This window comes from Pseudomonas sp. SR18 (assembly GCF_023701505.1).
Lineage (GTDB): Bacteria > Pseudomonadota > Gammaproteobacteria > Pseudomonadales > Pseudomonadaceae > Aquipseudomonas > Aquipseudomonas cyclaminis.
On record NZ_JAMQAU010000013.1, the window covers coordinates 99,688 to 112,487 of the forward strand.

Genomic DNA, 12,800 nt, shown 5'->3' on the forward strand with positions numbered 1-12,800 from the left:
TCACCCCACATCTACCTACCGCAACCCATCGCGAAACTGCCCCGGTGTTACCCCCGTCCATCGTTTGAACGCCCGATTGAAACTGCTGGTATCGGCAAACCCCAGCAAATGGCTGATCTCGGCCAACGAGCACTGCGGGTCCCGCAAGTGCAGCAGCGCCAGGTTCTGCCGGCACTCATTGAGCAGCGCATCAAACCGACAGCCTTCATCCGCCAGGTGCCGCTGCAAGCTGCGCAAACTCAAGTGCAGCGCCTGGGCAATCCGCTCGGCGCTCGGCTCGCCGTCGGGCAGTTGCGCTTCGATCGCGGCGCGTACCTTGCGCTCCCAGGTCAGCGGTTGCAGCTGGGCGAGGGTGCGTTTGAGCACGGTTTCGTTGTGTTCGGCCAGCTCCGGGTTGGCGTCGTCGAGATGGCTGTCGAAGTCCTGCGCGGCGAACTCCAGGCAGTCATCGACGGCGCCAAAAAATACCGGTGCGCGGAACACTGCATGCCAGGGCTTGGGGTCAACCGGTTCCGGACGCCTTAGATAAACGGCCAAGGGCGCGTAATCCCGGCCCAGGCGATTGCGGCAAGTGCGCACATAGATCGCCGCAAATGCATCGATGGCTTCCAGTGCCGGTGCCGGGCTGCCTTGGGGTTGCAGCAGGCGAAAACGGTAGCGCTCGTCGTGCCGCGTCAGCTCCAGCGTCAGCGCATCGCTGACCACCTGGTGATAACGCACGATGCGCTCGAACACTTCGCGCAGGCTGCCGCTGGCCACCAGCGCATAGCCCAATGCGTGAAACGTGGTGGGGCTGACAAACCGCGACACCCGCAACCCAATCGCCGGATCGCCGCTGGCCTGCACCGCCAGTTCCCACAGGCGCGTGGTCGCCGACAGCGGGTAGCGCGCATTGGGGTCGTCCATCTGCTGCGGGTCGAGCCCGGCCTGGATGCACAGCGCGGCGCTGTCGAGGCCCAGGGCGTCGAGCTGCTTGCGCAGGGCACGGGTCCAGCTGGCGAGGGACGTGGGTTCGGTCATGGCGATTGGCGCTTGCGGTCAACAGGTTGGCGTGTGGGGCTGCTGCCCTGACGTACCGCGTGAGTCAGGATGCATCCATCAATAAACAGAGGATGGAAGCATGGACGGTACTTCTGCAAGTCCCCAGCAGATGAACGCGCAACAGCGTTCCGCGCATATCCGTGAAGTGGTACTGGCCGAAGGCGTGCGCTTGCGCCGGCAGCACCCGTGGTTGCTGCATCAGGACGCCTTGGGCGCGGGCATCCTGGCCTTTGCGCTGCTGGGCATGATCGGCTCGGCGGCGCTCTACATCACCGGGCATATGGCCTGGTGGGTGTGCCTGCTGCTCAACGCCTTCCTCGCTTCGCTGACCCACGAGCTGGAACACGACCTGATCCACAGCATGTACTTTCGCAAACGGCGTGTGCCCCACAACCTGATGATGGGCCTGGTGTGGCTGGCGCGGCCCAGCACCATCAACCCGTGGATCCGCCGCCACCTGCACCTCAACCATCACAAAGTCTCCGGCACCGAGACCGATATGGAAGAGCGCGCCATCACCAACGGCGAGCCTTGGGGCTTGGCGCGTTTGCTGATGGTGGGCGATAACGTGATGTCGGCGTTTATCCGCATGCTGCGCGCCAAGACCTGGGGCCACAAATTCAAGATCCTCAAACGCTCGCTGCTGGTCTACGCACCACTGGCGCTGCTGCATTGGGGCGCGTGGTACATCTTCCTCGGTTTTCATGCGGCCAACGGCGTCGCCAGCCTGTTGGGCGCGCCGGTCGAGTGGTCCGCCGGCACGTTGCAGATGATGCAGGTGATCGACATCGCCGCCGTGGTGATCATCGGCCCCAACGTGCTGCGCACCTTCTGCCTGCACTTTGTCAGCTCCAACATGCACTACTACGGCGATGTGGAGCTGGGCAATGTGATCCAGCAGACCCAAGTGTTGAACCCCTGGTGGATGTGGCCGTTGCAGGCGTTTTGCTTCAACTTCGGCAGCACCCACGGGATTCATCATTTTGTGGTGAAGGAGCCGTTCTACATCCGCCAGATGACCGCCAAAGTGGCGCATAAGGTGATGGCCGAGATGGGCGTGCGGTTCAATGACTTCGGGACGTTTGCGCGGGCCAATCGGCTTGGTTTTCCACCGCCAGCAGCGTTTCGATCAGCGCCTTCGCCGCAGGCGACAGGCGAGCCCCAGCGCGGGTGATCACCCCGCAGCGGCTGTTCAGGCTTTCCAAGGCATGAGGCACGTTGCGCCAGTGCAGCACGTTCAATTCGCCACTGGCCAAGTGGGCGGCGAAGGCTTCCTCGGCGCCCAGGCCGATGGTGTCTGACTGGCGCACGATGACAGCCAGCGCGGCAAACTGCTCCAGCTCGATAGCGGGGGCAAAGTCGATGCGCCCGCTGAGGTTGGCCAGCAGTTTTCGAATGCCTGGTGCGATCAACGGCGTGGCCAGTGGATAGTCGAACAGGTCATTGGTCGACAGGCTGTCCTTGGCCAGCAACGGGTGTCCGGCGCGGCAGAAGAACACGCTGCGCCGAGACGAGAGCGCTTGGGTCTGGAAGTTCGGGTCGGCTTCGAAGTGGCGCACATCGGCGATGAAAAATTCGATCTCTTCACGGCTCAGGCTGCGCCCGAGCCTTTCCCAGTTATCCACCTGCAACACGCTGCGTACCTTGGGGTGGGCGGTGATGAGCCGTGCCATCGCTTGGGGAACCAGGTTGACCGCCGCCACTGCATCGCTGCCGAAGCGCACTTCACCGGCATCCAGCTTGGTCATGCGTGTGACTTCATGGCTGAGCCGGGCGGCGCCTTGAACCAGGCTCAAGGCATGTTGCAAGACCACCTGGCCTTCGGGGGTGGGGCGCAAGTCCTTGTGCGCGCGGTCCACCAGTATGCAGCCGAATTCCTGCTCAAGGCCCTGGATGCTGCGGCTGAAAGCCGGTTGGGTAATGCCCATGGCATCGGCGCCGCGCACAAAACTGCGGTACTCATTCAACGCGATGAAGTAGCGCAGTTGGCGAAGGTCCATTGTGTGCCCGACATCCTGTAGGAGAACCGGGATTTTAAGGGGATTGCTTATTCCGTCAACGAAGCTATAGCGATTTTGCTAGACCTTAAATGCATATCTATAGAGCCGGCGCCGTGCGGTAGGTGGCCGGGCTGAACACGCGCGTCACCACCAGCATCGTCACTGCGGTCACCGTCAGGACCACCCAGGCGCTGGCAAAACTGCCGGTGATTTCGCGCAGCCAGCCGGTCATCCATGGCGAAATCGCGTTGATCAAAAACCCCACGCCCTGCACGAAGGCCGCCAGTTGCCCGGCTTGGCGTGGGTCGCGATGGTGGTCGAGGGTCAGCAGCAGGCTCAGGGCGAAACACGCACCCAGGCCGAAGCCGCACAACGCTACCCACACATGGGGAAACTGCAGCGGCGCCAGCAGCAGCCCGAGGTAGCCCACCGTTTGTGCCAACAGGCTGATCCAGAGCAAGGGGCGGCGGTCGATACCGCGTTGGGCCAGCATCGGCATCAGCAGTGCGGCGAGCACCTGGAAGATGGTCATGAACGCCAGCAACGAACCGCTGGGCAGCACGCCCCAGCCCAGTTGCTGATAGTAGGCCGGCAGCCACGCCACCAGGCTCATGTAGCCGCAATTCACCAGCCCGAAATACACCGCCAGCAGCCAGGCCCGACGATTGCGCAGGCCCTTGAACGCCGGCACCACCTGCGGGGTTTTCGCCGCACCCAAGGGCAGCCATACCCATAGCAGCAAGGCGCCCAGCGCCGGCAACAGCCACACGCCCAAACCTGCCTGCCATTGCTGGAAGTGTGTGGCCACCAATGGGCTGAGCAGCGCTGCCAGCCCACCACCGGCCATCAGCGAGGCCGAATACACGCCCATCGCCACCGGCACACGGTGACGAAATTCGCGTTTGATCATCGCCGGCACCAACGCCTGGATCAGCGCCACCCCGGCACCGCCGAGCAACGCGGTGACCAACAGCGCCGAGCCCTGGCCCATCAGCCAGCGCGCGAGGCACGCCAGCAGAATCATCATCAAGCCCAGGGCGATGCCGCGCCGTTCACCGAGTTGCGCTTCGACGCGCACGCCCACCAGCGCCACCAGCCCCATGCACACCACCGGCAGGCTGGTGAGCAGGGCGCTGCTCTGGAAACTCAGGCCGGTGGCCAAGCGGATTTCACCGAGCAACGGGCTGATGGAACTGAGGATCGGCCGCAGGTTCAGGCCCAGCACCACCAGCAGGCCCCAGCCGGCGAGGGATTTGTTGAGGGTCATGCAGCGCTCTTGCGGTGAGTAAATGAGGCGTGAGTATGGCCAGCGCCACAGGTATTCTGAAATTAAATATAACCATGCCAACCAGTGGTAAAGGGAATGATCATGTTCGATCCCATGTTGCTCAGAAGTTTTGTGGCTGTGGTGGACTGCGCCAACTTCACCCGTGCCGCCGAGCGCCTGCACCTGACCCAATCCACCGTCAGCCAGCAGATCCGCCGCCTGGAAGACGCGGTGGCGTGCCAGTTGCTGGATCGCGACCAACGCCGCGTCGTCGCCACGGCCGAAGGCGAGCGCTTGCTGGCCTATGCGCGGCGCATCCTCGCGCTGCATGAAGAGGCCGCCGATGTGTTGATCAACCAGCAGAGCGACAGCGTGCTACGCCTCGGGGTCCCGGAAGACTTTGCCGCCGAGCGCCTGATGCCGTTGCTCTCGGCCTTCGTGCTGGCGTATCCACGGGTGCGCCTGGAGGTCACCAGCGGTCTGGGCCCGGAGTTGCAGCGCCAATTTCGCAGCGGCGAGTTCGATGTGCTGCTGGTCAAGCAGATGGGCGACAGCGACGACTGCCTGGCCTCGTGGCCCGAGCCGCTGTGTTGGGTCGACAGCCGCAGCACGCCCTCGTTGGGCCGCGATCCATTGCCGCTGGTGGCGTTCCCGGTGGGCGGGCTGTACCGCAATGAAATGCTGCACCACCTGGAAGTAGGCGGCTGGCGCTGGCGTATCGGCTATTCCAGCGCCAGCCTGGCCAGCGTGTGTTCGGCGGTGGCGGCGGGGTTGGGCGTGAGCTTGTTGCCGCGCCGGGTGGTGCAGCCGGGGCATGTGGAATTGGGACCGGACAGCGGTTTGCCAGCGGTACAAGGCGTGCGCCTGGCGTTATATGCGCGCCACGGCCTGAGCGCGGCGGGGCAATGCTTGCAGGCTGAGTTGCTGGATTTGTGCGCGAACAGCCCCATCGAACCATGCCTTCAATGAATACTTTTTATGCCTGAAAAGCATTGAAAAAATGCACCTTGGCGCCAGCCCTTGCAGGCCGTGGCCTGGGCATTTACGTCAGGTTTATTTATTCAATTTAGATCTATGTATAACTTTAAAGATTACTTTAAGAGATAAACGTCTGGCCCCGATGATTCAGCCCTCGACGGCCTTCCACGCAGGCCCGTCGGTTTTTTGTGTCAAAAACCGTAGGGAGTGAATCAATGGGCAATGTCCAGACCGCCGCCAGTGCACACGAGGCGCCATGGCGCCAGGCACCGGGTGGTGAGTTGGTCGACCTTGGCCGGCCGCATCGCGCGCCTTTGGGGCAGCTGCGGACGCAGAAGACGCCGAAGCGTTTTTCCAGCCGCCGCGAAGGGATTCTGCTCGGGTTGCTGGTGCTGGCCCTGCACGGTGCGGTGATCTATTGGGTGAGCCAGAAAGCCACGCCGGTGCTGCCGATTGTGCCGCCGGAAATCCCGCCGATGACCATCGAATTTTCCCAGCCGGCGCCACCCGTGGTGGAACCGCCACCGCCCGCGCCGCCACCCCCGCCGCCGCCGGTGGTCGAGCCGCCGCCACCTGTGGTGGATGAATTGGCCGCCAAGCCGGCGCCGAAAAAGATTCCCAAACCCAAGCCAGTTCCCAAGCCGGTGCCCAAGCCTGTCGCGAAACCGGTTGAGCAACCGCCGGCGCCGCCTGTACCTGCGCCACCCGCGCCGGCACCGGTCGCGCCGCCAGCACCCGCCCCGGTCACCCCGGCTTCGGCCAACGCCGCGTACCTGAAGAATCCGGCGCCGGAGTATCCGTCACTGGCCCAGCGCCGGGGCTGGGAAGGCACGGTGCTGTTGCGGGTGCAGGTATTGGCCAGCGGCAAACCGGGTGAGATCCAGATCCAGAAAAGCAGCGGTCGCCAGCAACTCGACGACGCCGCACTGACCGCCGTGAAGCGTTGGAGCTTCGTGCCGGCCAAGCAGGGCGAAGTGGCCCAGGACGGCTGGGTCAGCGTACCGATCGACTTCAAGATTCACTAACTATTGCGCTGCGGGGTGCTGCACACGCCGCGACTTGTACAGAGGGAACACACCATGGCATTAGCATCTCCACTTGAATCCATTGAAAGCGCGGTCATCTGGCTGTTGGTGGTCTTTTCGGTCGCCACCTGGGGCCTGGCCCTGCTCAAGGGCGTGCAGTTCGGGCGTCTCAAGGCCCAGGATCGCAAGTTCCACAAACAGTTCTGGGCGGCGTCGAGTCTGGATTCGGCCGCTGAACTGGCTGAAACGCAGCCGGGCGCTGCGGCCCGTGTGGCCCAGGCCGGTTACGCCGCGATCCAGGTCGGCGAAACACCCCACGCGGCGGACTTGAGCCAGGCGATCAACCACCAAGACCGTCTCGAACGCGCCCTGCGTCAACAGATCGTACGCGAGCGCCGCTCCCTGGAAACCGGCTTGGCCGTGGTCGCGAGTATCGGCAGCACCTCGCCGTTTATCGGCCTGTTCGGCACCGTGTGGGGGATCATGGAAGCGCTCAAGGGCATCAGCGCCGCCGGTTCTGCCAGCCTGGAAACCGTGGCCGGGCCGATTGGCGCAGCGTTGGTGGCGACTGGCGTCGGTATCGCCGTCGCGGTGCCTGCGGTGCTGGTCTACAACTACTTCCTGCGTCGCCTGAAGCTCACGGCAGCCGATCTTGACGACTTTGCCCACGACTTCTACAGCCTCGCGCAGAAAAACTCCTTCCGCGTACTGCTGCACCCGGCGCTGAACAAAGCCAATGCCGGCAACCCGCAAAAAGTGAAGGAGGCGTCCTGAGATGGCCTTCTCCACGCAAGACAGCGATGAGGTGCTGAGCGAGATCAACGTTACGCCGCTGGTGGACGTGATGCTGGTGCTGCTGGTGGTGTTTATCGTCACCGCGCCGCTGCTGACCAACGCGATTCCGATCAACCTGCCCAAGACCGAGGCCGTGGCCCCGGTCGAGCAAAAAGACCCGCTGGTGGTCAGCATCGACGGTGCCGGCAAGCTGTTTATCAACAAGGACGAAATCCAGCCGGACCTGCTGGAATTCAACCTGCAGGCGGCCAAGGCCAAGGATCCCGATGTGCGGGTACAACTGCAGGCGGATGACGGAGTGAACTACGGCGAAGTGGCGCGAGCCATGGCGTCTATCGAACGCGCGGGGATAACCAAGCTGTCGGTGATTACCGCCCGTTGATTGCAAAAGCCTCGACAATTTTTTGGCCGTCTCCTTGGCAGGGTGCGGCCTTTTTTTTGCCTCGATTTCAGCAATACCACAGATTCAGAGTGAACCAACCCCAGCGATTTGCGGATACCGGATTTCAACTTCACGCTGAAACTTTCCAGCGCTTTCTTTAAGCCAGCCAATCAACCGAGCAATATCAGGTTCCGATTGCCGTCCGTTGCGACAAATAACGTAGTACGCCGCCGGCGACATCATCACCGGCCCGCCGAGTGTGACCAACGCGCCCTCTTCCAACTGGTCATACACTAACGCTGTCCTGGCCAGTGCAATCCCGCCACCCTTAACCGCCAGGCTGATTGCCAGGCTGGAGTCCGGAAAGCGTGGCCCATGGTGATAAGGCGCAGCCGCCAGGCCCTGAAACGCAAACCAGCTTTCCCACCCCGGACACACCTGATCGTCCACGCGGTGAATGAGTGGATACTGCGCGATATCAGTCAGCGGAATATCGCCATTGGCACGTTGAAATTCTGGCGAGCACACCGGGAACACGGCATCTCGCATCAGCAGTTCGGCATGATGATCCGGATAGTCGCCGTACCCCATCACAATCGCGACATCGAACTGATGAGCGCCGAGATTGGCGCTGTTCATGTCCGCACTGGTTAATACCAGGTCGAGGTTGAATGAAGCATCGGTGTGGGAACCATGCATTCTGGGGATTAGCCAGGTGGAACACAGAGAAGACGTGCACGAGAGGTAAAGCGGCTGGGACTTGCTCGGATTAAGTGTGTGCAAAGCCGCCTCAAGGGCTTGGAAAAAACCATCTGCAACCGGCAACAAAACGTGCCCCGCTGCCGTGAGGTTCACGCCCCGAGAGTGGCGCTCAAACAACTGCACGCCCCACCACTCCTCAAGCCCCGCAATTTGATGGCTTATCGCACTGGCGGTCAGATTCAACTGCGAGGCGGCGCGCGCAAAACTTCCCGTCTGTGCAGCACTGACAAAGGCTTGCAGCATGGGAGTAGGTGGCGGACGTTGGCCCATCAGGTGCTCACTTTGATCAAGATGATCCCGCAAACAATGACGGACGCCGAAAGCATCCGCCGCCAGCCGAACTGCTCGTGAAAAAACAGCGCGGCAATGATGGCGCCGATAATAACACTGGTTTCCCGCAGCGCTGAGACCTTGGCCACCGCGTCCAGCGACAGCGCAAACAGCACCAGGCCGTAGGAAGTGAGGTACAAAACGCCGCCCATGACGCCGACCTTCCAATGGTTGCGAATGGCCTCTGCGAATGCCACACGCTTTTTGATAACCGCCAGCGCCGGAATCGGAATGCTCTGGAATACCGTCAGATAGAGAATGTATTGCAGTACCGTCTCACTGGCTCTTACACCCTTGGCATCCACCACTGTGTAGGACGCGATGAACGCACCCGCACACACCGCCATCACGATCGGTTTGAGCATACGCGCGGTCATCTTGCGCACGAATGTCAGGCTGATAATGCCGGCACAGATCAGGAACACGCCTGCCATTGCGTAGGGCGATAGCTGCTCATGGAGCAGAAAGTAGGAAAACAGCGCAACTAAAACCGGTGGCACCCCGCGCATGACCGGGTAGACCTGCCCGAAGTCGCCGGTCTCATACGCCTTGATCAGAAACAATCGATAGGCCGTGTTGAGCACCACGGAAACCAGCACATAGCCCCACACCTGCGGGCTTGGCGCATTCACCAGCGGCAGCGCCCCCAGGCAGATCAGCAGCGCCGTACCATCGACCATGGCCAAGGTCATGAAGCGACTGCTCCCCCCCCGGACGACCGCGTTCCAGGTGGCATGCATGAAAGCGGAGATCAAAACGAGGGTGATCGCGATGTCGGAGTTGTCCATGGGGCTCGGGCGGTCGGGGAAATGAAGGCGGCTATTTAACGCAGCCAAGTGTGATGGCCAGAAGCGAAAGCTCGTCAGTGCTGCCATTAAAATCCGTAATGGTTTGTAAAGGGCCAGCAAGTCATATCCCTTTAAATTGCAGGACGTTTCCGAGACAATCCCCGCCGCCTTGTGGCTGTTGGAATGGATGGCTAGTCTTCGGCCCGTCGCTGGTTTTCAGTGATCGGGTTTAGCAGCCTGAGTTCAATAGGCACACGGTTCACTTCCGCGTTTATGGCGGCTGTGCGTGGGGCACCCTCGGGTGCGCTGGTGTTCCTATTGGCCAGTCTGCTAACCCGCGTACAGCTGCCACTTATCGTTTAGCAGCGTTAGTGGTCGCTCCCATGTTCAATAGGAGTTACACCATGACCAAAGCACTTCCCGATCCACCCCTCGATTGTCTCGTCGCCAACGAAAATCTCAGTTTCGAAGACGCCCAACTTTATATCGCTCACCTGATCCACAGCGCCTCGGCCACCGTATGGGACTGCTGTGAGCACCTGCAGCCGCACGACCGCGCGAAAATCCATGCGGTGTGGCATTTGCTGGAAATGGCCAAGACGGTGGTAGATCGCACCATCGACTGTATGCCTCGGACCCGTCACGCGAGCTGAAAACCACTGCAATTCCAATGTGAAATCCGATCAATGTGGGAGGGGGCTTGCCCCCGATGGCGGTGTATCAGTCAGCTTATCTGTAGCTGACCCACTGCAATCGGGGGGCAAGCCCCCTCCCACATTTGGATCTGCAGGGATAATGGATTTTTGGTTATTAATAAATAGCTTCTTATTCCTTAACGAATATAAACCCCGTCCCTATACTGTCCTACAACGTTAAACGCTGCAGGAGGGCACACCCATGCACAGCGAGTCGATTCGTTATCTGATCGTGCCGGGCTGGCAAGGATCGCCAGAAGATCATTGGCAAACCCATTGGCAAAACAGCTTGCCCAACAGTGCGCGGGTGGAGCAGGCCGACTGGTTCACCCCGCGTCGCGAAGACTGGGTGGCTGCGCTCGCCGAGGCCATCGCCGCCGACAGTACGCCGGTGATTCTGATCGCCCATAGCCTGGGCTGCATCACCGTGGCCCATTGGGCTGCCGCCGCGCCGTTGCAGTACCTGCGGCAGGTGCGCGGAGCGTTGCTGGTGGCGCCGGCCGATGTCGAACGCCCGGCCTGCTCTGCGGCCCTGCGCAACTTCGCGCCCATCCCGACCGATCTGCTGCCGTTTCCCAGCCAAGTGGTTGGCTCCGACAACGACAGTGCCGTCAGCGCCCCGCGTGCGCTGGAACTGGCGCGTAATTGGGGCGCCGAAGCCGGCATCCTCTCCGGCGCTGGCCACATCAATGTGAAGTCCGGTCACCAGCGCTGGGAGCAGGGTTTCGCCTACCTCTATCGCCTGCAAAACCGCCTTGAGCACCACGCCCGGCGTAGCGCATAAATTTTTTCAACGCCCCGTCCCTGAGTGGATTGGGGCGGGAGCCTGCCATGAGTCATGAAACCTTCGGCCAGCCCTTGCTGACCTTCCCCGACGCCGAAAAGAGCCCGCTGAGCATTCGTGCCAAGGCGCTGGTGTTTGTCGACCCGCGTTCGCGGCAACTGCGCGAAGACTTGGAAAACCTCGCCCCCCGAGCCTTGCCGGTGTTGATCCGTGGCGAGACCGGCAGCGGTAAAGAACTGCTGGCGCGGCATATCCACCGTGGCAGCGACCGCACCGGGCTGTTTGTCTCGGTCAACTGCGGCGCGATCAGCCCGACTTACGCCGATGCCGAGTTGTTTGGCTACGCCGCCGGCGCCCACAGTGGAGCCGCCAGCAGCCGGGCCGGTTGGTTTGGTTCGGCCAATGGCGGCACCTTGTACCTGGATGAGATCGGCGACTTGCCGCTGCCGATCCAGGTCAAATTGCTCGCTGCCCTGGAAAACCACGAAGTCACCCGCGTCGGCGCCCATCAGCCGAGCCCGGTGGACGTGCGCCTGGTGGCCGCCACCAGTATCGACCTGGCCCAGGCCGTGGCGGCGGGCAAGTTTCATGAACGGCTGTTCCATTACTTGAGCGAAGGCCGGCTCGACTTGCCGGCGCTGCGCGAGCGGGTCGGCGACATCCTTTCATTGGCCGAGTACTTCCTCGGCATCTACAGCCAGCGCCTGGACCTGCCAGTGCCGCTGATCAGCGATGCGGCCCAGCGCGTCCTCGAACACCACAGCTGGCCGGGCAACACCCGGGAACTTGAGAACGTCATTCACTTTGCCCTGCTGGTCAGCAGCGGCGACGAAATTTTGCCCGAGCATTTGAACCTGCCGGCGGCGGGCTCACCGTTGGAGCAACTGCAGCGGATTTTCAACAGTGCCAGTCCTGCCGAGCAGGAATCATTGCGAAAATTCCTACATGAGCAAAATGGAATATCAACGTGAATAAAAGATATTGTTCGGGAATAAAAAAACTAGGTATTGTCCGTTTCACGCCGCGATAGCACTTCGCTGGCACACCACATAACAACGGTCGTCACCGACGCCCCGGAATTCCGATAAGGACACTGCATGAAAAAGGTTCTGTTGTTTACCGCTCTGGCGGCTGCCCTGACTGCCGGCTTCGCCCAGGCCAACGAGAAACTGGTGGTGGCCGCCACCCCGATCCCGCACGCCGAGATCCTGGAGCTGATCAAGCCAACCCTGAAGAAGGAAGGCGTGGACCTGGAAATCAAAGTGTTCACCGACTACGTGCAGCCGAACGTGCAAGTCGCTGAGAAACGCCTGGATGCGAACTACTTCCAGACCCTGCCGTACCTGGAAAACTTCAACAAGGGCAAGGGCACCAACCTGGTCACCGTGGTCGGCGTGCACGTTGAACCCTTTGGCGGTTACTCGAAAAAGATCAAGAAAATTGAAGACCTGAAAGATGGCGCCACGGTTGCCATCCCGAACGAAGGCTCCAACAGCGGCCGCGCCCTGTTGCTGCTGCAAAAGAACGGCGTGATCACCCTGAAAGACCCGACCAACGCTCTGGCCACGCCCAAAGACATTGCCAGCAACCCGAAACACCTGAAATTCAAAGAATTGGAATCGGCCCTGCTGCCACGCGTACTGGACCAGGTTGACCTGGCCTTGATCAACACCAACTACGCCCTGGAAGCCAAGCTGAACCCGGCCAAGGACGCACTGATCCTGGAAAGCTCCGACTCGCCTTACGTGAACTACCTTGTGGCTCGCCCGGACAACAAGGACAGCGATGCAATCCAGAAACTGTCCAAGGCCCTGACCAGCCCGGAAGTCAAAGCCTTCATCGAGAAGAAGTACAGCGGCGCGGTCGTGCCGGCGTTCTGATGTAAGTAAAAACCCCCTTCAAGGTTTCAACGCCGATGGCTTGTAGAGCGTCGGCGTTTTTTTATGCCTGACA

Annotated in this window: 14 protein-coding genes; 9 read left to right on the forward strand and 5 right to left on the reverse strand. The window is 61.4% G+C overall.

The window, feature by feature from the left end; genetic code table 11:
- Positions 1 to 15: 15 nt before the first annotated feature.
- Entirely contained in the window at positions 16 to 1,020 is a 1,005-nt protein-coding gene (locus NDJ82_RS19145; protein WP_112192921.1) for an AraC family transcriptional regulator, read from the reverse strand.
- A gap of 100 nt (positions 1,021 to 1,120) precedes the next feature.
- Here NDJ82_RS19145 and NDJ82_RS19150 point away from each other — a divergent pair, with 100 nt between their 5' ends.
- Positions 1,121 to 2,215, forward strand: a complete 1,095-nt coding sequence (locus NDJ82_RS19150; protein WP_250926090.1) for a fatty acid desaturase — start codon at positions 1,121 to 1,123, stop codon at positions 2,213 to 2,215.
- Here the strand turns inward: NDJ82_RS19150 and NDJ82_RS19155 are convergent.
- Both NDJ82_RS19155 and NDJ82_RS19160 read right to left on the reverse strand, forming a co-directional pair.
- Complete coding sequence (locus NDJ82_RS19155) at positions 2,106 to 3,041, reverse strand: LysR family transcriptional regulator (RefSeq protein WP_250926091.1); 936 nt, start codon at positions 3,039 to 3,041, stop codon at positions 2,106 to 2,108. The two genes, NDJ82_RS19150 and NDJ82_RS19155, sit on opposite strands and share 110 nt — an antisense overlap.
- 97 nt (positions 3,042 to 3,138) lie before the next feature.
- Positions 3,139 to 4,308: a CynX/NimT family MFS transporter gene (locus tag NDJ82_RS19160; RefSeq protein WP_191947068.1), complete on the reverse strand. Its 1,170-nt coding sequence runs from the start codon at positions 4,306 to 4,308 to the stop codon at positions 3,139 to 3,141.
- 102 nt (positions 4,309 to 4,410) lie between these two features.
- Between NDJ82_RS19160 and NDJ82_RS19165 the strand changes: the two genes are divergently transcribed.
- From NDJ82_RS19165 to NDJ82_RS19180, 4 genes are all read left to right on the forward strand, one after another.
- A complete protein-coding gene (locus NDJ82_RS19165; protein ID WP_250926092.1) occupies positions 4,411 to 5,277 on the forward strand; it encodes a LysR family transcriptional regulator in 867 nt (288 codons plus the stop codon).
- A gap of 224 nt (positions 5,278 to 5,501) precedes the next feature.
- Positions 5,502 to 6,311 carry an energy transducer TonB gene (locus tag NDJ82_RS19170; protein ID WP_250926093.1) on the forward strand — a complete coding sequence of 270 codons (810 nt, stop codon included), beginning with the start codon at positions 5,502 to 5,504 and terminating at the stop codon, positions 6,309 to 6,311.
- Between the two features lie 54 nt (positions 6,312 to 6,365).
- Positions 6,366 to 7,085, forward strand: a complete 720-nt coding sequence (locus NDJ82_RS19175; protein WP_099584371.1) for a MotA/TolQ/ExbB proton channel family protein — start codon at positions 6,366 to 6,368, stop codon at positions 7,083 to 7,085.
- A gap of 1 nt (position 7,086) precedes the next feature.
- The gene (locus NDJ82_RS19180; RefSeq protein WP_010565408.1) at positions 7,087 to 7,488 is read left to right on the forward strand and encodes an ExbD/TolR family protein; all 402 of its coding nucleotides are present in this window, start codon (positions 7,087 to 7,089) and stop codon (positions 7,486 to 7,488) included.
- An 84-nt stretch (positions 7,489 to 7,572) separates the two neighbouring features.
- Here NDJ82_RS19180 and NDJ82_RS19185 read toward each other — a convergent pair whose 3' ends face one another.
- Both NDJ82_RS19185 and NDJ82_RS19190 read right to left on the reverse strand, forming a co-directional pair.
- On the reverse strand, positions 7,573 to 8,520 hold the full coding sequence (locus NDJ82_RS19185) for a LysR substrate-binding domain-containing protein (RefSeq protein WP_191960493.1): 948 nt from the start codon (positions 8,518 to 8,520) through the stop codon (positions 7,573 to 7,575).
- Positions 8,520 to 9,368 carry an EamA family transporter gene (locus NDJ82_RS19190; protein ID WP_250926125.1) on the reverse strand — a complete coding sequence of 283 codons (849 nt, stop codon included), beginning with the start codon at positions 9,366 to 9,368 and terminating at the stop codon, positions 8,520 to 8,522. Before NDJ82_RS19190 ends, NDJ82_RS19185 begins: the two co-directional genes overlap by 1 nt.
- Before the next feature lie 404 nt (positions 9,369 to 9,772).
- Between NDJ82_RS19190 and NDJ82_RS19195 the strand changes: the two genes are divergently transcribed.
- The 4 genes from NDJ82_RS19195 (at position 9,773) to NDJ82_RS19210 (ending at position 12,727) form a co-directional block, all read left to right on the forward strand.
- Positions 9,773 to 10,021, forward strand: a complete 249-nt coding sequence (locus tag NDJ82_RS19195; protein WP_191947065.1) for a hypothetical protein — start codon at positions 9,773 to 9,775, stop codon at positions 10,019 to 10,021.
- A gap of 244 nt (positions 10,022 to 10,265) precedes the next feature.
- Positions 10,266 to 10,847: an alpha/beta hydrolase gene (locus NDJ82_RS19200; protein WP_099584373.1), complete on the forward strand. Its 582-nt coding sequence runs from the start codon at positions 10,266 to 10,268 to the stop codon at positions 10,845 to 10,847.
- 47 nt (positions 10,848 to 10,894) lie between these two features.
- Positions 10,895 to 11,818, forward strand: a complete 924-nt coding sequence (locus tag NDJ82_RS19205) for a sigma 54-interacting transcriptional regulator (RefSeq protein ID WP_099584374.1) — start codon at positions 10,895 to 10,897, stop codon at positions 11,816 to 11,818.
- 126 nt (positions 11,819 to 11,944) lie between these two features.
- The gene (locus tag NDJ82_RS19210) at positions 11,945 to 12,727 is read left to right on the forward strand and encodes a MetQ/NlpA family ABC transporter substrate-binding protein (RefSeq protein WP_099584375.1); all 783 of its coding nucleotides are present in this window, start codon (positions 11,945 to 11,947) and stop codon (positions 12,725 to 12,727) included.
- Positions 12,728 to 12,800 lie beyond the last annotated feature (73 nt).

Coding starts and splice junctions, on each gene's coding strand:
- NDJ82_RS19145 (WP_112192921.1), bottom strand. CDS start 1,020: ATGACCGAACCCACGTCCCTCGCCAGCTGGACCCGTGCCCTGCGCAAG.
- NDJ82_RS19150 (WP_250926090.1), top strand. CDS start 1,121: ATGGACGGTACTTCTGCAAGTCCCCAGCAGATGAACGCGCAACAGCGT.
- NDJ82_RS19155 (WP_250926091.1), bottom strand. CDS start 3,041: ATGGACCTTCGCCAACTGCGCTACTTCATCGCGTTGAATGAGTACCGC.
- NDJ82_RS19160 (WP_191947068.1), bottom strand. CDS start 4,308: ATGACCCTCAACAAATCCCTCGCCGGCTGGGGCCTGCTGGTGGTGCTG.
- NDJ82_RS19165 (WP_250926092.1), top strand. CDS start 4,411: ATGTTCGATCCCATGTTGCTCAGAAGTTTTGTGGCTGTGGTGGACTGC.
- NDJ82_RS19170 (WP_250926093.1), top strand. CDS start 5,502: ATGGGCAATGTCCAGACCGCCGCCAGTGCACACGAGGCGCCATGGCGC.
- NDJ82_RS19175 (WP_099584371.1), top strand. CDS start 6,366: ATGGCATTAGCATCTCCACTTGAATCCATTGAAAGCGCGGTCATCTGG.
- NDJ82_RS19180 (WP_010565408.1), top strand. CDS start 7,087: ATGGCCTTCTCCACGCAAGACAGCGATGAGGTGCTGAGCGAGATCAAC.
- NDJ82_RS19185 (WP_191960493.1), bottom strand. CDS start 8,520: ATGGGCCAACGTCCGCCACCTACTCCCATGCTGCAAGCCTTTGTCAGT.
- NDJ82_RS19190 (WP_250926125.1), bottom strand. CDS start 9,368: ATGGACAACTCCGACATCGCGATCACCCTCGTTTTGATCTCCGCTTTC.
- NDJ82_RS19195 (WP_191947065.1), top strand. CDS start 9,773: ATGACCAAAGCACTTCCCGATCCACCCCTCGATTGTCTCGTCGCCAAC.
- NDJ82_RS19200 (WP_099584373.1), top strand. CDS start 10,266: ATGCACAGCGAGTCGATTCGTTATCTGATCGTGCCGGGCTGGCAAGGA.
- NDJ82_RS19205 (WP_099584374.1), top strand. CDS start 10,895: ATGAGTCATGAAACCTTCGGCCAGCCCTTGCTGACCTTCCCCGACGCC.
- NDJ82_RS19210 (WP_099584375.1), top strand. CDS start 11,945: ATGAAAAAGGTTCTGTTGTTTACCGCTCTGGCGGCTGCCCTGACTGCC.